Raw genomic sequence first — 17,433 nt, forward strand, 5'->3', positions numbered from 1 at the left:
TTGTCTATAGCTACATGCGCTTTTCCGACCCGCGCCAGGCCGCTGGCCACAGCCGCGAACGCCAGGAGGCATACGCAGCCCGATGGGCAGCAGAGCATGGACTGCAACTGGACAACAAGCTCACCATGCTGGACGAAGGCCTATCAGCCTATCACCAGCGGCACGTTAAATCAGGGGCGCTCGGGGCATTCCTGGAGGGGATTGAGGCCGGGCGGATCGCAGAGGGCTCTGTACTTGTCGTCGAGGGGCTAGACCGGCTCTCACGCGCAGAGCCGATCCAGGCCCAGGCGCAACTGGCCCAGATTGTAAATGCCGGCATCACGGTAGTCACAGCAAGCGACGGAAAGGCCTACAGCAGAGAGCGCCTGAAGGCGAATCCGATGGACCTTGTCTACAGCCTGCTAGTGATGATCCGCGCCCACGAAGAAAGCGATACCAAGAGCAAGCGCGTGAAAGCAAGCATCCGCCGGTTGTGCGAGGGCTGGAGGGCCGGAACGTATCGTGGCCGCATCCGTCAGGGACATGACCCTGACTGGCTGCACGAAGCACCAAGTGGGCCCAACAACGGATGGGAACTGGTCCCGGAGCGCGTTGCTGCAGTGCGCAGGGCCGTCGCACTGTATGTGCAGGGATTTGGCGGCAAGCGCATCGTGCAAAATTTGGACGCTGAAGGCCTTCAGATGTACAGCACAAGCGACGAAAATCATTCACCGCAGGTGTACCGCCTGGTCAAGATGCCTCAGTTGATAGGGACCAAACCGGTAAAGGTTGATGGGGAGGAGTACATGCTGGAGGGTTACTACCCAGCCGTCCTGAGCGCATCTGAATGGGACGAGCTCCAGCGTGTAGGAGCACAAAGCGGTCGCCGGCGGATAAAGGGCGAGCTGCCACACGTAATCACTGGCCTCGGGATCACGGTGTGCGGCTACTGCGGTCGTCCCATGGCTGGGCAGAACCTGGCCACAAAAAAGCGCCTGCCGGATGGGCGCATCCGCGACTGCTATCGCAGACTTCTGTGTGCATCAAACGCCGCGTACGGCGGAGGCTGTACCGTCCAGGCCAGCACCAGCGTGGCACCTGTGGAGCGGGCACTGATGGCTTACTGCAGCGACCTCATCAACCTGCAGGCGCTTTTTGGCACCGACCGCGCCGAATTGCCGCGCACCAAGATGGCAGCCGCTCGCGCAAAGGTTAATGACATCAACGAGCAGTTGGAGAAGGTGACGGACGCCATGCTGGCCAGCGAAGCTGAGGGAACACCGCAGGTGTTTGCGCGCCGCGCCCGCGTACTTGAGACAGAACTACAAGATGCCGAGAAGGCATTGCGAGACGCAGAGCAAGAATTAGCCAGCTTGAGCCGCAAGGATGTGGAGGGCACAGAAGAAGCTTGGCGGGAGCTCGCCATCGGCGTCGAAGCACAGGACGTGGCTGCGCGTTTACGCGCACGCCAGTTGGTTGCAGACACTTTTGAGCGAATAGTTGTCTATTCCCGTGGGATTCGGCCAGATCCAAATGCCAGCGAGCGCGACTACTGCGTCGACATCATCCTGGTGGCGCGCGGCGGCAACTCGCGACTACTGCGCGTTGACCGCGAGGGCAAGTTGCTGCTCGCCGATGATGTCTCGCAACTGCAGTAACGACTCTATGAGGACTCTATAACCCCATTCTTCCAGCTCAAGCACCTGCTCGGCAACACCCACTTAACGCATGTGCGGCTCTCGCCATTGCTTGGCCGGTCGAATCGCAATTTCAGCCTATTTAGGAGTACGCAAGTACGGTGGTTGTACCGGGCCGCTTGATGGGCCTGTCGCCGCGATGGCCCAACCTTTCCCGTGCAACTCTAGGAAACCGCCTGGACGCTGAAAAATCCAGCGCGGTCACTCTGCGATTGTCCCGACTGCTTCAACGCGGCTCTGAGAGTCGGCGACCAGTTTCAATGCGGTTCCAGACCCGAACCCATTGCCTCGCGCAAGCGACCTTCGCGGCCTCCATCATGCCAACAGGTCACTATTGACGCTGAGGCCCCATGACGCTCTACACCACAGACTACCTGGAGTACTACCTAACTCTGGTCGGCTGGATCGTTCACAACGGCATCTGGCACATCTTGGTCGCCAGCGGCGTGTTCGCCCTGCCCTTCGTGTCCATCGTCATCCAAGAATGGCTCCGTGCGCGAACCGAGGGGGCCGACGAGGGGAATAAGGGGGTCCTGTCAGCGGCCCGTATCGAGAACCGCGTGTGGGTCGCCATCGTGGTCATCATGTTCGCCGGCATACCCTTCATCAACGTCAATCTCTCTACGATCCAGTTCGATGCCACGCGCTCCACGCAGTGCAAGGTGGATGTAGCGACGCCGCAGGACACCCGATGGTCCAATGCCTTCACTACGCTCAACAACCAGAGTGCGCAGGTGCCGGTCTGGTGGTTCTTCATGCATGCGATCTCGAAGGCGGTTACCGGCGCGGCGGTCGCTGCCATCCCGTGCGGCACGGACCTGCGGCAGATACGCATGGACATCGATAGCACACGCATCAACGATCCGGTACTCGCTCAGGAGGTGGCCGACTTCACCCATGACTGTTACGGGCCTGCGCGGGCAAAACTCTTCATGGGGCGGCCAGCGCTCTCCGACACGCAGATGAACGATGTGACCTGGATTGGATCGGCCTACTTCCTGGGAACCGACGGGTTCTACGACACCTACCACTCGCAGACACCGCGCTCCGCCTGGCCCTATAACGCAACGCGCGATGCAGGCCTAGCCCAGGTGGACAACGGAGGAGGCTATCCAACCTGCCGGCAATGGTGGTCGGACGGCGACCAAGGTTTGCGCAGCCGTTTGCTCGCCCAGGTGGATCCCGATCTGCTGTCGCGCATTGGGCGATGGGCGGGTTTCATATCCCGTCAGCAAGCGGACGATGCGATCATCCGCGCGATCGCCGCGCCTCGGCAGCAGACAATGAACCAAGGACAGGCCTACGCCGACTACGGCGGTCAGGTGGACATGACACTACCCAACATCGTGACGCGCGGCGCAGCTGACATCGGCCTGGCAGCGGGCTCGATCGGGTTCTTTCCGGCGATGGATGTGGTAAGGCAGGCGCTGCCGATGGTTCTGTCGTTTCTCAAGATGGCGATGGTCATCTGCATCCCTCTCGTACTGCTATTCGGCACTTACGAACTCAAGGCCGTGGTGACGATGAGTTGCGTGCAGTTCGCGCTGTTCTACGTGGATTTTTGGTTCCAGTTGGCCCGCTGGCTTGATAGCACCATCCTCGATGCGCTCTATGGATGGAGCTCTCCGCACAGCAATTTCAATCCTCTGCTCGGACTGAACAATGCCTTCGGCGATATGCTCATCAACTTCGTAATGGCCATGATGTTCATCGTGCTACCCAGCCTCTGGGTTGCGGCACTGGGTTGGGCCGGCGTTCGCGCCGGCAATATCGCCCAGCTGCTCACGACCGGCACCGAAGGCGCGAGATCTGCGGGAAGCAAGGGGGGCGACGTTGCAATCAACGCTGCGAAGTCTATGCGGTCGAAGTAACCGCTATCGCTCACGGTTCCTCTTGCTCACCCGGATCAATTCGGATTTCGCCCCTGTACAGGCCATATCCGGCCACGCCGTCTCGCCAGCGAGTTTCCTCAGTAGTGTCGAATGCATCAATGCAACCTACAAAACAAACGACAGCCATTGTGGCGAGCACGGCAATACCCAGCCAGAACGCTACATAGAACAGCATCCCTACCACGATCAGCAGGCTTACAGTGCCTACCACCCTCGCCACACCCGACGGCATACCGGCGCCAACCATCCATCCTTGGAACTGCTGATTCCGAAACAGCAGCCAACACCATACCCGCGCCGCAGCACGTCCAGCCCTCCGGCTCAGTGTTGACTTGGAGTAAGAGGTAGCCATCATGGTGCCCTCCTGCAATCGTTGGGTCAGGTGTTGAAGGGATTCCGGATCGAAAGGCTTTCTTCGATGATCAGGCCGTGGTGCATGTCTTCCGTATACAGGGTCTGACAGCCTTCGATGGCCGCCGCCGCAATGATGCAGGCATCGTAGAACGAGAGCTGGTGCCGCTCGGCCAACTGCCGAGCCCGGTCGTGCACGTCGACCGTGAGAGGCACGACTTTGCAGAACTCTCGCACCAGCGCAAGGAACTGCCCCACTTCACCCCACCCCATCTTGAGCTTGCGCACACAGACGTGAGTGACTTCGTTGAGCACCTGTACGCTGATGATCGGCCGCCGCTGAAGAAGCTTTTCAGCATCATCCGCCTTCGCGGAGTCCTCGGACAGCAGGTAGAGCACCACGTTGCTGTCGAGGAAGATCTTGGCGCTAGCCCCGGCCATTGGCCTCTTCCCGGTTGAACCTGAAGTCTGCCGGCAGCTTGCCGCGAAAAGCGCGTAACCGTTCCAGCAAAGCTTCCGAACCTGGCTTCTTGCGCACCGCGAAAAGGCGCGGCTCGTCCACGACGATTTCGATGTCATCGCCCTCTCGCAGTTCCAGGGCCTCCACCAGGCTCGCAGGCAGGCGCACTGCCAGACTATTGCCCCACTTGGCTACTTGCATGTTCGCCCCTCAAAAGATATACATTTCTGGTGTATATCCTACAACTCCCACGCGAGTTCGCAACCCCCCTATGCCGTTGCGGTAGCCACAACAGACCAATCGCATCAAAGGGTAAAAGGAATGGAAGGGGCAGCAAGGGGAAAGGCTCTACCTTGAAAAGGGAAAAGGCTGTCCGCACCCTCCCTCAGCGTCCAAACGGTGGCACTCGCCAAAGAGCTCGGCCGGATAGCAAGTACCTGCCTCTTCACGCCCCACGCTGCAGCCAGGCGCGTCACGCAAGTCGCTGGCTGCGCCTTGATGCTCAGCCCACCAGCGACTCGTCCGGGTTCGCGAGCTGCGCGCGGGCGAGACCGGCCTGCCAGTACGTCGATAGATGCTCGACCAGTTCGGGATTGGTCATACCACGCACGCCGGTCGCCTTGAAGATGATCCAATGTTCTTTGGCGTTGTACCAAGCGCTCCGGACGCTTTGCCAAGCACTCGTCACGTTCTTATCCCTGAGCGGAACCTCGTAGCCTTGGGACAGGTCGACGAACACGATTAGGTTTTCGCCGCGATGACTGCCCGCACCTACACGGTAATTTTCGATCGCGGTCCACGGTATCGGCTGCGTCAGATCGGCGTAGTGCAGTCCCTGCTCCCCGAGCGTGAGGAAAGGAACTTTGCGGCGACGGCCTAATGCCCTTCCGAGCGCTCCAAAAGCAATGCCGATCAGTAAGAACGCCAAGGCGACCAAAAGCCCACCCTGCCGAGCAAATGACAGCATTGCCAAACCAGGCACCACACACAGAAGCGCCAACGTCCACAGCAACACGCTGAGCGCCCTTCCTCCTTCATACACCGCGATGGTTTCGCGCCCCTGGGCAGCAAGCTCGCGCAACTGGGCACGGGAAGGCGTGGAAGGTTGGTCTTTTTCGTTGTCCATGTGCTGACTCTGGTTCCTCTTTGGATTTTGGTCCAGATTCCTCCAACACGATGCGACAGGATCGTCAGCACGTACCGGGGGTACCTCTTTAGATAAGACGAACCAGACGGCAATTTCCCCCAGCGGGCGAATGCGACCGGACTTGTGCAAATACCACGAAGTTTCAGTCACCGAACACCTTGCCTCGCGATTGCGTCATACCCCTCCTCCCGGGATCGCAGGTAGCGTGCACTTGGCCCTGCCTCCACCTGCGCCGCCAACTGCGTCCGATCCACCTCCAGCCGGTCGATCAACCGGGATGCGAAGAACCACATCCCCTGCCCCAGCGTCTCGACCGCATCCACCGTCACGCAGGCAGCCAGCAAGTAGGTCGTGTTGAGCTGCAGACGCGCGCTCGACAACGAGGTGCAGACCATCGCGTGGTCCGACAGCACCCGCATGCACATCATCTCCAGCATGGAAGCGTGGGTCGGATTGATTTTGCCGGCCATGCTGGACGAGCCTGGCCCGAGCGCAGGCAACGCCAGTTCGCCGAGTCCGCAAGCGGGTCCCGACCCCAACAGTTCGATGTCGCGGCAGAGCTTCAGGCACACCACCGCGATCTCCACCAGTCCGCCCCATACACGCAGCAACGCAGTATCGACCACCTGCGCCGTACAAGGCTGCGGCGCCGCCTGGAAAGGGATGCCCGTCAACGTTCGCAGTTCCTCGGCAAAGCGCGCCCCGAAGCCTGGATGGATCGCTGCCCCATTGCCCACCGCCCCGCCCCCTTGAGGCAGCGCCCACAGCGGCTCACAGGCGGTCGCCAGAAGGGCCTGGCAGCCCCGCAGCAGGGCCGCGAACCCGCCGAACTCCATGCCGATCGTCGTGCAATGCGCATCACGCAGGAAGGTGCGCCCGACTTTGGCCGTTTCCCGATGCCGGGCCGCGAAGGTGTCCAGTGCCGTCACCAAGGTATCCAGCGAGGCGGCAAACGGCACCTGCAGCGCCTGGGCGAGTGCGATGTGCACCACGCTCGGCCAGCTGTCGTTGGAGGACTGGTTGCGGTTGGCGTGGTCGAGCGGATGGATGCTGGCTGCCGGCGCGGTGCCGGTTGACCCGGCGTTGGTTTCGGCCATGAGTTCGGCAGCCCGGCACGCGATCACTTCGTTGACGTTGATGTGGGTCTGGTTGCCATCGCCCGCCTGCCACGGCCCCAGCGGAAACTGCGCGTCCCACGCGCCCGCAGCCACTTCCTGCGCAGCACGCGCAATGGCATCGGCGATGGGCGCCGGCAGTTCCCGCAGGTGCGCATTGGCCCGCGCGCTCGCCTGCTTTTGCAAACCGAAGGCGTGGATCAGGCTGAGTGGAATCTGGCCCAGGCCGCTCGGATAGTGCACGAGGGCATCGGCGGTGTAGGCGCCCCATTTCGGATCGACCATACCGACCTCCTTCAATCCGGGAGGTCGCGGGTCGCAAGCACCATGACCACCTCGACCGCACCGCCACCGGGCAGCGACGCCACGCCCACGGTCGTGCGCGCGGGCAGTGGCGATTGCGGCAGCACCTCCTGCAGGCAGGCCGATGCCGCGTCCATCACCCGCACGTGGTCCCGGAAGTCCGCGGTGCTGCTGATGAAGCCCTGCAGCGCGACCACCCGATCGACCCGATCCAGGGTGCCCAGCGCCTTTTGCGCGGCGCGCAGGATCAGCACCACCGCGGCGGCAGCGGCGCGTTCGCCGATGGGCACGTCCTCGGCACCCCGCAAGGGGCCGGCGATGATCGCACCGCCCTGCCGCCCGACCACGCCGCTGGACACCAGGCAGTCGCCGATCTGGAAGAAGCTGCTGTAGCGGCCCGATGGGTGCAACTCCGGTTCTCCCGCCACCAGTGCGTCGAGCCGTCGGTCGGCTTCGGAAGCGACGCGGTTCATATCCATTGCCCTCCCCAATCCTTCTCCAGGAGCGCTTCGCCCCCCACCCAGCAGCCCTCGGCCTCCTGCGTCACCGCGGGCATCCGCACCGTGATCTGGGAGGGAGACCCCATGGCCTCCCCCTGCCGTACGGTGACAACAGCGGACCTCGGCCCGACCAGCGCCATGCGGCGCAGCCCCCAGGCCAGCGCCGCGGCGGCGATACCCGTGGCGGGGTCTTCCAGATAGCCGGAGGCCTTGGGAAACTGCCGCGCACTGCAGTGCACGTCCCGCGGTTCTGCGCTCGCCACGGCATAGGGATACAACCCCGTCGAACCGATGCGCTCGCAGACCTCGGGGACTTGCGCGGCGTTGACGCGAAGCCCATGGAGCGTGGCCATGCTGTCCAGCCGGACGAGCGTCTTCGCCCGACTGGTCGAGGCATTCAGCACGCCATCGACGATTTGCGAGGGCCGCACGCCCAGGCACTGCGCAATCGATTCGGCGTGCCCCTCGCCCAGCAACCGCATCGATGCCGGAGGCTGGCTGATCTCGATGCGGCCATCCACCTTGCGCCCGCGCACCGTCCCGCTGGCGGTGCGGATCGCCACCGGCTCTCCGTCCCAACTGCCCTGCTCGTACAGCAGCCACAGCGCGGCGATGGTGGCGTGGCCGCACATTTCCATTTCGTGCAAGGGCACGAAGTAGCGCATGTGCCAGCGGTGCGCGCCGTCGCTGGACGCGCGCACGAAGACGGACTCATGGCCGCTGGCGTGCGCATGCGATTGCATTTCGACGTCGCTCATGGCGTCTGCATCGAGCCAGACCGGCGCGGGGTTGCCGCCCCGCGGATCGCCATTGATGGTGAAGACACGCACCAGAGGGGCACGGGTACGTGTACCGGTGGGAATGACATTCTCGGACTGCATCGGGCTCACTCCACCTTGGCCCCGACCGAGCGGGCAATGCCGCCCCACAGGGCGATGTCGGCCCGGATCCGCTGCGCGAACGCCTGGGGCGTTCCGGCAGCCGGGGCCACGCCGCGGGCGAGCAGATCGGCCCGGACTTCCCGGTCCTCCAGCACCCGGCTCAGCGCCGCGTGCAGGCGCTGAATGACCGGCTGCGGCGTCGCTGCCGGTGCCATCAGGCCATACCAAAGCTCGGGACTGAAACCCTGCATGCCCGCCGCCGCGAAGGTGGGCAGATCCTGGAACACGGCCGAAGGCTCGGTGATCGCCAGGGCCTGCATGCGCCCCGCGCGCACCTGTTGCACGAGCGCCGTGGGGTTGTCGAACAGTACCTGCACCTGGCCGGCCATCAGGTCGGTCTGCGCCGGTCCCGCGCCGCGGTACGGCACGTGCGTCATCTCCACGCCGGCCCGTTGCTTGAACAGCTCTGCGACCAGATGGCTCGCACTGCCGTTGCCGATGCTCGCGTAGTTGACGGCGCCCTGGTGCGCCTTGGCATAGGCAATGAAATCCGCCAGGCCCTTGGCGGGAAAACGCGGTGCGGTGACCAGAACAAACGGTGTCGTACCGATCAGGCCGATGGGGGCCAGGGTGGTCGGGTCGTAGCCGAGCTTGGGGTACACCGCCTGCGCCGAGGCGATGGTGGTCGTGGTGGCAGCGATCAGGGTGTAGCCGTCCGCGGGCGCCTTGGCTGCGGAGGCCGTGCCCACGGTGCCGCCGGCACCGGCGCGGTTTTCGATGATGACAGGAGCACCGCCGAGCGCGGTTTGGAGCTTCGCGGAGATCGACCGAAAAACCACATCGGTGCCCCCGCCAGCGGGAAACGGGACCACAATGGTGACGGGCTTGCTAGGGTAGTCCTGCGACAGCGCCGGGGCGGGAACGCAGACGGAGATGGCGCCCGCCAGCGCCGCGCAGACGGACAGCAGGCCTTGGCGCGGGTCTTTGCGCAAGAAGCGCGAGAGTCGATGGATCATGGCAATTCCTTCAGAAAGCAGTGGTGCAACGCTGCAACTGATTTTTCGCGAACGCCGATCGCGGTGCGCCGCCAATTGCGACACCGCCCAGCACGATCGCGACAGGGGACGGAGATGCAACAAGCATTGGGAACCCAGGGGCTGCGGGTGTCGCCCTTTCGGGAACGCCTGCGCCACGGCGCAGCACTGGTGGCCGACCACCGCCAGGGGTATTCGGCCTCCCCCCATACGCACGACTGCGACATGCTGTTCGTACCGATGCAGGGGCGGTTCGAGATCGTGGACGCCTGGGAGCGCCATCTGCAGTCGTCGCCCGGCGACTTCCTCTGGCTCGGCCCGGACGCCGCGCACGCGACCGCCGCCCAGACCTTCCGACAAACGCACCTGGCGATCTACGTCGATCCGGAGTTCTGGGCCACCGCCTTGGGCGCACAACGGATCGAACGCCCACCACAGGGCTTGCGCACGGGCAGCGCGGCGCTGGGCGCCCTGTCCCGGCGTCTGCTCGACATCGACAATCGCGGCCTGGACGTCGATACGGCCGCCTGGTGCGGCGCGGTGGTGATGGAAGCCGCCCGGCTCTGCGCGCATCCGCTCCTAGACGCGGAGCCGCGCTCCTCGCGGCACATCGCCGCCCTGCTGGCCGACCACATCGAGACGGACCTGGATCGACCCTTGGGTCTCGACGCCTTCGCCCAAAGCCAGCGGCTTTCGCGGCGGCAGGTGGAGCGGTTGTTCCGGATCGAATACGGGCAATCGCCGCTGTCCTTCCAGCAAGCCAAGCGCCTGGAGCGGGCACGCTACCTGCTGGAGCACACCGATGGATCGGTGCTGTCCATCGCCCAGCAGGTGGGATGGGAGTCCGGTTCCTACCTCACGAAGGCTTTGAAGCGGGCATGGGGCCTGTCCACCGCACAACTGCGCGCGCAGAACGGGCGCGATGCCGACGCACCGGCCTGTACGAAATAACGCACACGCGTCTCAGGAAATCCCGATGGAAGCCCCTTTCGCCGGCGCCTAACGTCGCAGCAGCGAGTCGCCATCCGAGGTGCCGTTCCTCGGCCCACCCCTCCGGATGCGGCCCCACAGCCACGGCAGCGCACGGAGTGCTGGCACGTGGCCACTCTCACGCGACGGCAGAGGACCGCACCCATGAAGACCATCCAAGCGATCGTGGACCAGGAGATCAGCCTGGTTCACCACCCGCGTGCTCGGCAAGCCCTGTACGACTCCTACCGCGACAGCAGCGACAGCCTGCAGCGCATCGAGGCCTTCTTTGATCGCTTCGGCGCCGTGGCCTGGCACCCCAATGCCCGGCGCATCTTCTTTCACAACTGGCGCAGCCCCGGCATCGGGTCGGCGAGCTTTTGTGCGCTCGCGTTCCGGGTGCTGGAGCAGGCCGAGCAGGCGCCACAGGACCGGCAGGTGCTGCTGCTCCGCACCGCCACCCGGGTCTCCGAGGTGTCGCGTGAGGACGTGGGCATCGGCACGACGAACCACCAGGTGCTGTACGACCGCTTCGCCACCGGCCTCACGGGCGACGACGCCTGGAAGCTCGACCGCTATCGGCTGGCCGGAGCCAAGGCCTACCTCAACGCATCGCGCCGCTACCGCGAGAACGGGGAAGACCTGGGTGTCGCGATCACCCGCTCGCTGCCCGAGGAGCTCTACAACCACGGCGAGTTCGCCTACGCGGCCCCGCGCTTCGTGGTCTGGCGCCGCGACGTTCTGGGGCGCAGTCAGGAGGGCATGAAGGAAGACCTGCAGTTCATCCACGACCACCTGGGGACGACCGAGAGCGGGCATTTCGCGGCGCTGGTGCGCGGACTGGAGGATTACGCGGCCGCGGCGCGGCAGGAGCCCGACTGGGATCTGCTCCACCGATCGAGTCGGCAACTGATCGAGAACATGGCCGACCACTACGACGTGCTGATGCAACAGCTGCAGGAAGCCCACGACCGCTCCGCACTGGAAGCCGTGGCCTGATCCTGGCACGGTGCGGGCCGCGCACCGATCGGCCGGGCCTCACCGCGAGCGACCCCATGCACACCCGCTGGAAGATTCTGATGGCCTCCACCAGCGCGCAGCTGTGCGCGGCGCTGGGAACGCAGGGCATCGGGGCGTGGGGCGCATTCGCACAGCAGCGGCTCGGGCTGACCCATACCCAGCTCGGCCTGCTGGCCACACTCTGCGGCGCCACCACCATCCCCGGCCTCTGGCTGGCGGGCCGTGTCCTGGACCGCCAGGGCGAGCGGTGGCCCGTCACCGCCGGCATGTGCACCGTGGCCGGCGCGATGGCGCTGCTTGGCCTGGCGGGAAGCTACCCGGCCTGCGTTGCCGCCATGGTGCTCCTGGGCATCGGCTACAGCCCCATCCAGCCGGGCGGCAGCCGGGTGGTCCATGGCTGGTTTCCACCCGCGCAGCGCGGGCTGGCGATGGGCATCCGCCAGGCGGCGCTGCCCCTCGGAGGCGCGCTGGCAGCGCTGTTCTTTCCAGCACTGCTCGGGAACGTCGGCTGGCGGGGTGCGATGGGCGGGGCCGCCTTGCTGATGGGACTGGCCGGCATGGCGTTCGCGTGGGTGTACCGCGCCGGGCCGACTGCGGAGCCAGGGGCAACCCCAGTGCGGCGGATAGCGGAACCCGGCTCGTCGGCCCCGATGCTCGTGGGCGCCCTGCTGGTGCTGGGGCAAACCGCCATCAGCGTGTACTGGGGACTGTTCATGTTGCAGCGCTTCGCATTGCCGCTGGCCACGGGTGTTGGTTTGCTGTTCCAAGCCCAGTTGGCGGGAGCCGCGGGCCGCATCGTTCTGGCGCGTGCGAGCGACCGGCGTCCCGACCAACGCCGGACCATCGTCGGTGGATGTGCCCTGGGATGCGCCGCCACCATGGCCGGCGCCGCCCTGCTTCCTCCCTCTACGCCGCAGGCCTGCTTGATGGCCCTCGCCTGGGCCGCTGGCTTTTTCGGCTTCGGCTGGTACGGGCCCTGGGTGGTCTGGCTCGCCGACAGCGCCTCGGCCAACCACGCGGGCAAGGCACTCGGTACCGGGATGGCGATCAATCAGGTGTCCATTGCCCTGCTTCCACTGGCCTTTGGATGGAGCATCGATCGCGCCGGTGGCTATGCCGCGGCGTGGTGGATCCTGTGCGCCGTCGCCGCCGCGGCGTGGCTGATTTGCTGGCGGCCTGCGAGACATCGAGGAGCCACCGCAGAGGACTGAAAGCGGGCAATGGCCCATGGCGCGCAAGTTACCGGCACCCCGGATGGCCGCATTCCGTCAGGACACGGCAGATGCCGCGCGCCATTCTGCGATCGCCACGCCTCTTCGCAGGTTTCAACCGGCGTGCCCCGCGATCGCAACGATGGGACGTTCCATGTTCAAGCTATTTCAGCGCGGTAGCGGGAAATTCCCGGCAGCGCCCGCCCCGACCGCCGCCGTCCCGCACCACGCGCCGCAGGGCTGCATGCTGCCGCAGTCGGCACGGTCCCTGCTGGCGCCCGCGCGCCGGCAGCGATTGCTGGAGCACATCTGGCAGCGCACCTCGCTCTCGCGCGCGCAATTCGGCCAGCTCTATCTCGGGCCGCTGGAGCGCTATGCCGAACTGGTGCAACTGTTTCCTGCCTCCGAGAGCCACCACCACGCCCACCCCGGCGGCATGCTGGACCATGGGCTGGAAATCGTGGCCTATGCGTTGAAGCTGCGGCAGTCGCACCTGCTGCCGGCCGGGGCCACACCCGAAGCGCAGGCCGCCCAGGCAGAAGCCTGGACCGCTGGCGTCGCCTACGCCGCGCTGCTGCACGACATCGGCAAGATCGCGGTCGACCTCGAAGTCGAACACGGCGATGGCAGCATCTGGCATCCCTGGCACGGCCCGCTACGGCAACCGTACCGGTTTCGCCACCGCCAGGGGCGCGAGTACCGATTGCACGGTGCCGCCGCCGGACTGCTGTACATGCGCGTGCTGGATAGGGGCATCCTGGACTGGCTGAGCGGATTTCCGGACCTGTGGTCCCCGCTGCTCTACGTGCTGGCGGGACAACACGAGCACGCCGGCGTGCTCGGCGAGCTGGTCGTGCAGGCCGATCAGGCTTCGGTGGCGCAGTCGCTGGGCGGCGATCCCGCCCGGGCGCTGACTGCGCCCCGCCATGCGCTGCAGCGCAAGCTGCTGGATGGCCTGCGCTACCTTTTGCGCGAGCAGCTCCAGCTCAACCAGCCGCAGGCGTCGGATGGCTGGCTCACGCAGGACGCGCTGTGGCTAGTGAGCAAGACGGTCTCGGACAAGCTGCGCGCGCACCTGCTGTCGCAGGGCATGGACGGCATTCCTTCGAGCAACACCGCGGTCTTCAACGTCCTGCAGGAGCACGGCATTGCCCTGCCCACGCAGGATGGCAAGGCGATCTGGCGGGCCCAGGTCACCAGCCACGCGGGGTGGACCAACACCTTCACGTTCCTGCGCCTGTCGCCTGCCCTAGTGTGGGACGCGGGAGATCGTCCCGCGCCATTCGACGGGCAGGTGGTCGTCGTGCAGGACGAAGAACCTGCCGTCCCTGCGGAGCCTCAGCCGACCACGCAAGACCAGGTGGGCCGAGGGGAAACTGGTGCTTCCAGGGCAATGCCGTTTCCAGCGGCACCGCCCCAGCACGATGGAGTGGATGCCTTGCTGGCGCTGTTGAACACAACGCCCGAGGTCTCTCCCACACCGTTGTCTGGCGCAGGTGCAACACTGTCTGAAGAAACGTCAGCAATCGAAGCCGCAGACCTGCAGCAAGAGAGATCGGAAGGGGCCGTGCCCCCCGGCGCCGGCAGTCCGTCGGGCCAGGATTTCCTGCAATGGCTCAAGGACGGCATCCACCACCGCCGCCTGATTCTCAACGATGCCAAGGCGCTGGTGCATACGGTGGCGGATACCGCGTACTTAGTCAGTCCCGGAGTATTCCAGCGCTATGCACAGGAACATCCAGCCGTTGGTGCCTTGGCGAAGCGTGACAAGGTCGCGGACTGGCAGTGGGTTCAGAAGCAGTTCGAGAAGCTGCATCTGCACCGCAAACAGGGCAATGGACTGAACATCTGGACGTGCGAGGTAGTCGGTCCCCGGAAGTCGCGTCGGCTCCACGGCTACCTGTTGCGGGATCCCTTGTCGGTGTTGGCGCAGTCGTGGCCAAACAACCCATATCTCCAGCTCAACGACGGCACGATGGATCGCCACTGCGCATCGCAGGAGCACCCCAGTACGCCGACCTCTTCACCGTTCGATGTAAGTGAGAAGTAATCGGGCAGAGGCGGGGAGTATGGCAAAGCCCAGCCGCAACGGAATGGGTTTGCAGCACGCCAGCATGGCCATGCCCTGCCTTGAGCCCACAAGATAGGCTATCGCTTATCGACGAAAAGGCTCCTCGTCAACAGACATCAACAACCCATGGAAACAGGCACTGCGCGACAGGACGGCAAACGCAGACACGCCCCAGGATTCGGGCGAGCCCTTAGAGCGGGCGACTTGGTCTTCGACAGTGATGCCGGCATGCTTCACGTCGTCGCTGATCGACAACCACTGCATAGTTTTGCCTTTGCCTCGCTTACCCCTACCCAGTGGGGTTCCGTCTACGAACGCCACGTCGGCCTCTGGTTCGAGGCCACGGGTTATGCGGTGACCTACCGCGGCCTGCAACTCGGTTTCCTGGACAGCGGCGTGGACCTCGTTCTGGAAAAGGATGGCGAGACCATCTATGTCCAGTGCAAATACGCCCTGGGCCAACCCCTTGGCCTTAGTCGCATCCGCTGGTTGATGCACAAGGCCGACGCCTTCCTGGCGAAGCAGTATCAGGGTCGCCCGCTGCATTTCCATCTCGTCGTACCAGACAAGGAACGGTGCTTTTCATCGACCAAATTGAAGATCAACGGCAACGTCAAGAAGCACTCCGTCGCGCGGTACTTTGAAGAACACAATGCGCTGCAGAACCGCGTCAGGCTCAAGGTCATTGAAGTACCCATGCCCCTGGTCCCTAGCGAAAAGGGCATCGACAACGAGTAGTCTCTCTGCGTCCGATGCTCCGACACGTTGGCTCGCCACGCCTGGTACCCCACCTTTGTGAAATCAGCCAATCGTTTTTGCACGTGGGGTTTCAAGGCTGCATATGCTGCAGTCTGAAGGCTCCTGACTCAACCTGCATAAGCGCCAGGAATCAGAACCAGTATTTCGCCGTGGCCATGATGGTGCGCGCCCTCCCCTGATAGCAATCACCGTGGTAGCAAATGGTGTTGTACTGGCGGTCCAGCAAATTGGTGGCGTTCAACCCAAAGCGCCACGAGCCTACCTCGTAGCGAACCATGCCCGCAAGCAAGGTGAAGCTGCCCTCGGCCGAGGTATTGGCCTCGTCGTTCTGGCGCTCGCCCACGTAGTTCACGCCCGCTCCCACGCCGAAGCCGCCGCCGATCGCATAGTCCAGCCAGAGCGATGCGGTCTGCTTCGGCACCGCGGCAGCGATCTTGCCGCGTTCGCTGACATCGGCGCTTTCCAGCACCTTGAGATCCAGCCAGGTATACGAAGCGACGAGATTCAAGGTAGGAGACAGCTCGGCCTTGGCCTCCAGCTCCAGCCCGCGCGAGCGCTGCTTGCCGATCTGCCGGGCGTCCGACGTGATGCTGTCGTAGGTCACCACGTTGGTCTTTCGCAGATCGAACAGCGCCGCAGTAAACAGGCTCTTGCCGCCCTCGGGCTGGTACTTGACCCCCACCTCCACCTGCTTGCCCCGGCTCGGCTTGAACGGGTTGTTGTTGATGTCCACGCCACTGGTGGGCAGGAACGATTCGGCATAGCTGGCATAGGGCGACCAGCCGCCGCCCAGCAGGTAGTTCAACCCGATGCGGCCGCTGAAGGCGTCGTCGCTCTGCGTGGTGCGCTGGGCGCTCAGGCGGTTGTCGGTGGTGGTCTTCACATGGTCCTGGCGCCCGCCCAGCGTGGCCACCCAGCGGTCACCCCAGCGGATCTGGTCCTGTGCGTACAGGCCGATTTGGTCCATCTTCTGCGTGAAATCGGCCATGGGCGTGCGCGGTGTGGGCACGGCCATGCCGTACACGGGATTGAGCAGGTCCAGGTTGGGGCCGACGCCCCGAAAGCGCAGTGCCGTGCCTTCGAGGTGGTTCCAGTCCAGGCCGAAGAGCAGCGTGTGCTGCGCCGCGCCCGTGCGCACCGAGCCCTGCAACTGCGTGTCCAGGGAGCCTTGCTTGAGCCCGTCGTCCCAGGAGCGCGTGCTGCGGGAAATGGTGTGCCCGTCCGCCAGCACCGTATCCGCCCACAGCGCGTTGCGCTCCAGGGCGATGTCGGTGTACCGGGCGTTCTGGCGCACCGTCCAGCCGTTGTTCAATGCATGCTCGAACTGGTAGCCCAGTGAAGACTGGTCCTGCTGGAAGCGGCTGAAGGACGGGTCCCCGTATTTCACGTGCCGCAGGGTACCGTCGGGCCCGAAGAAATTGGCGTAGTACGGGTCTTCGCCCGATTTGTCCTTGAGGAATTCGCCCAGCAGCGTGAACGAGGTGGCTGCGCTCGGCTGCCAGCGCAGCGACGGCGCGAGGTACAGGTGTGTGCGGTTGATGCGGTCGCCGTTCGGGTAGCGGTCCTGGTCGTTGCTGTCCAGGCCCACGCCCACCAGGCGGAAGCTCAGGTCGCTGCCTTCGCTCAGGGCGCCACCCACATCGAAGGCCAGTTGCTTGCGGTCGAAGCTGCCGTACTGCACCTCGATCTCGCGCGTGGCGTCGGCGCTGGGGGTCTTGCTCACGCGGTTGATGACGCCGCCGGCATCGCCCTGGCCGAAGAGCACCGAAGAGGGGCCGCGCAGCACTTCCACGCGCTCCAGCCCGTAGGGCTCGGTCATGCGGTAGACCACGCCGAACTGCGTCTGCGGCAGCCCGTCACGGTAGCTGCTGGTGTTGCCCGGAAAGCCGCGCAGCGAAATGTATTCCCAGCCGCGGTTGTCCGGCCCGTACGTTGCCACCGAGACGCCAGGCGTCTGGGCCACGATGTCCATCAGCTCCAGCGAACCGCGCGCATCCATCTCGGTGCGCCCGATCACCGAGATCGACTGGGGCGTCTCCAGCAG

General features: G+C 64.7%; 16 protein-coding genes. 7 read left to right on the plus strand and 9 right to left on the minus strand.

Annotated elements, in window-relative coordinates; genetic code table 11:
* The first annotated feature begins 14 nt into the window (after nt 1-14).
* Complete coding sequence (locus tag AC27IO_RS02205) at nt 15-1,637, plus strand: recombinase family protein (protein ID WP_498737034.1); 1,623 nt, start codon at nt 15-17, stop codon at nt 1,635-1,637.
* Nucleotides 1,638-2,026: 389 nt separating this feature from the next.
* Nucleotides 2,027-3,547 (plus strand): conjugal transfer protein TraG N-terminal domain-containing protein, encoded by a 1,521-nt coding sequence (locus tag AC27IO_RS02210; protein ID WP_498737036.1) that lies wholly within the window; start codon nt 2,027-2,029, stop codon nt 3,545-3,547.
* A 10-nt stretch (nt 3,548-3,557) separates the two neighbouring features.
* On the opposite strand, the gene AC27IO_RS02215 is transcribed toward AC27IO_RS02210, so the two are convergent.
* From AC27IO_RS02215 to AC27IO_RS02250, 8 genes are all read right to left on the minus strand, one after another.
* Nucleotides 3,558-3,923 carry a DUF3742 family protein gene (locus AC27IO_RS02215; RefSeq protein WP_498737037.1) on the minus strand — a complete coding sequence of 122 codons (366 nt, stop codon included), beginning with the start codon at nt 3,921-3,923 and terminating at the stop codon, nt 3,558-3,560.
* A 23-nt stretch (nt 3,924-3,946) separates the two neighbouring features.
* Entirely contained in the window at nt 3,947-4,360 is a 414-nt protein-coding gene (locus AC27IO_RS02220) for a PIN domain-containing protein (protein WP_498737039.1), read from the minus strand.
* Nucleotides 4,347-4,580 (minus strand): AbrB/MazE/SpoVT family DNA-binding domain-containing protein, encoded by a 234-nt coding sequence (locus AC27IO_RS02225; RefSeq protein WP_128421519.1) that lies wholly within the window; start codon nt 4,578-4,580, stop codon nt 4,347-4,349. Before AC27IO_RS02225 ends, AC27IO_RS02220 begins: the two co-directional genes overlap by 14 nt.
* A 301-nt stretch (nt 4,581-4,881) precedes the next feature.
* Nucleotides 4,882-5,505: a hypothetical protein gene (locus AC27IO_RS02230; RefSeq protein WP_498737041.1), complete on the minus strand. Its 624-nt coding sequence runs from the start codon at nt 5,503-5,505 to the stop codon at nt 4,882-4,884.
* Nucleotides 5,506-5,672: 167 nt separating this feature from the next.
* Nucleotides 5,673-6,926 carry a lyase family protein gene (locus AC27IO_RS02235; RefSeq protein WP_498737043.1) on the minus strand — a complete coding sequence of 418 codons (1,254 nt, stop codon included), beginning with the start codon at nt 6,924-6,926 and terminating at the stop codon, nt 5,673-5,675.
* Nucleotides 6,927-6,937: 11 nt separating this feature from the next.
* Nucleotides 6,938-7,417, minus strand: coding sequence for a RidA family protein (locus AC27IO_RS02240; RefSeq protein WP_498737046.1), 480 nt, complete (start codon nt 7,415-7,417; stop codon nt 6,938-6,940).
* Nucleotides 7,414-8,325, minus strand: coding sequence for a PhzF family phenazine biosynthesis protein (locus AC27IO_RS02245; RefSeq protein ID WP_498737048.1), 912 nt, complete (start codon nt 8,323-8,325; stop codon nt 7,414-7,416). Before AC27IO_RS02245 ends, AC27IO_RS02240 begins: the two co-directional genes overlap by 4 nt.
* A 5-nt stretch (nt 8,326-8,330) precedes the next feature.
* Nucleotides 8,331-9,341, minus strand: a complete 1,011-nt coding sequence (locus AC27IO_RS02250; RefSeq protein WP_498737050.1) for a Bug family tripartite tricarboxylate transporter substrate binding protein — start codon at nt 9,339-9,341, stop codon at nt 8,331-8,333.
* Between the two features lie 114 nt (nt 9,342-9,455).
* Between AC27IO_RS02250 and AC27IO_RS02255 the strand changes: the two genes are divergently transcribed.
* From AC27IO_RS02255 to AC27IO_RS02275, 5 genes are all read left to right on the plus strand, one after another.
* Nucleotides 9,456-10,310 (plus strand): AraC family transcriptional regulator, encoded by an 855-nt coding sequence (locus tag AC27IO_RS02255; protein ID WP_498737052.1) that lies wholly within the window; start codon nt 9,456-9,458, stop codon nt 10,308-10,310.
* Between the two features lie 183 nt (nt 10,311-10,493).
* Entirely contained in the window at nt 10,494-11,327 is an 834-nt protein-coding gene (locus tag AC27IO_RS02260) for a hypothetical protein (protein ID WP_498737054.1), read from the plus strand.
* Nucleotides 11,328-11,383: 56 nt separating this feature from the next.
* Complete coding sequence (locus AC27IO_RS02265; protein ID WP_498737056.1) at nt 11,384-12,559, plus strand: MFS transporter; 1,176 nt, start codon at nt 11,384-11,386, stop codon at nt 12,557-12,559.
* A 154-nt stretch (nt 12,560-12,713) separates the two neighbouring features.
* Complete coding sequence (mobH, locus tag AC27IO_RS02270) at nt 12,714-14,609, plus strand: MobH family relaxase (protein ID WP_498737070.1); 1,896 nt, start codon at nt 12,714-12,716, stop codon at nt 14,607-14,609.
* 225 nt (nt 14,610-14,834) lie between these two features.
* Nucleotides 14,835-15,368, plus strand: a complete 534-nt coding sequence (locus AC27IO_RS02275) for a hypothetical protein (RefSeq protein ID WP_498737058.1) — start codon at nt 14,835-14,837, stop codon at nt 15,366-15,368.
* Between the two features lie 151 nt (nt 15,369-15,519).
* Here AC27IO_RS02275 and AC27IO_RS02280 read toward each other — a convergent pair.
* Nucleotides 15,520-17,433: TonB-dependent siderophore receptor (locus tag AC27IO_RS02280; protein ID WP_498737060.1), on the minus strand; the 1,914-nt coding region annotated here is incomplete at its 5' end.

The sequence above is a fragment of the Acidovorax sp. KNOB132 genome, assembly GCF_057541515.1.

What these genes read in the sequence shown, in the direction of transcription:
- AC27IO_RS02205 (WP_498737034.1), top strand. Translation starts at nt 15, where the DNA reads ATGCGCTTTTCCGACCCGCGCCAGGCCGCTGGCCACAGCCGCGAACGC.
- AC27IO_RS02210 (WP_498737036.1), top strand. Translation starts at nt 2,027, where the DNA reads ATGACGCTCTACACCACAGACTACCTGGAGTACTACCTAACTCTGGTC.
- AC27IO_RS02215 (WP_498737037.1), bottom strand. Translation starts at nt 3,923, where the DNA reads ATGATGGCTACCTCTTACTCCAAGTCAACACTGAGCCGGAGGGCTGGA.
- AC27IO_RS02220 (WP_498737039.1), bottom strand. Translation starts at nt 4,360, where the DNA reads ATGGCCGGGGCTAGCGCCAAGATCTTCCTCGACAGCAACGTGGTGCTC.
- AC27IO_RS02225 (WP_128421519.1), bottom strand. Translation starts at nt 4,580, where the DNA reads ATGCAAGTAGCCAAGTGGGGCAATAGTCTGGCAGTGCGCCTGCCTGCG.
- AC27IO_RS02230 (WP_498737041.1), bottom strand. Translation starts at nt 5,505, where the DNA reads ATGGACAACGAAAAAGACCAACCTTCCACGCCTTCCCGTGCCCAGTTG.
- AC27IO_RS02235 (WP_498737043.1), bottom strand. Translation starts at nt 6,926, where the DNA reads ATGGTCGATCCGAAATGGGGCGCCTACACCGCCGATGCCCTCGTGCAC.
- AC27IO_RS02240 (WP_498737046.1), bottom strand. Translation starts at nt 7,417, where the DNA reads ATGAACCGCGTCGCTTCCGAAGCCGACCGACGGCTCGACGCACTGGTG.
- AC27IO_RS02245 (WP_498737048.1), bottom strand. Translation starts at nt 8,325, where the DNA reads ATGCAGTCCGAGAATGTCATTCCCACCGGTACACGTACCCGTGCCCCT.
- AC27IO_RS02250 (WP_498737050.1), bottom strand. Translation starts at nt 9,341, where the DNA reads ATGATCCATCGACTCTCGCGCTTCTTGCGCAAAGACCCGCGCCAAGGC.
- AC27IO_RS02255 (WP_498737052.1), top strand. Translation starts at nt 9,456, where the DNA reads ATGCAACAAGCATTGGGAACCCAGGGGCTGCGGGTGTCGCCCTTTCGG.
- AC27IO_RS02260 (WP_498737054.1), top strand. Translation starts at nt 10,494, where the DNA reads ATGAAGACCATCCAAGCGATCGTGGACCAGGAGATCAGCCTGGTTCAC.
- AC27IO_RS02265 (WP_498737056.1), top strand. Translation starts at nt 11,384, where the DNA reads ATGCACACCCGCTGGAAGATTCTGATGGCCTCCACCAGCGCGCAGCTG.
- mobH (WP_498737070.1), top strand. Translation starts at nt 12,714, where the DNA reads ATGTTCAAGCTATTTCAGCGCGGTAGCGGGAAATTCCCGGCAGCGCCC.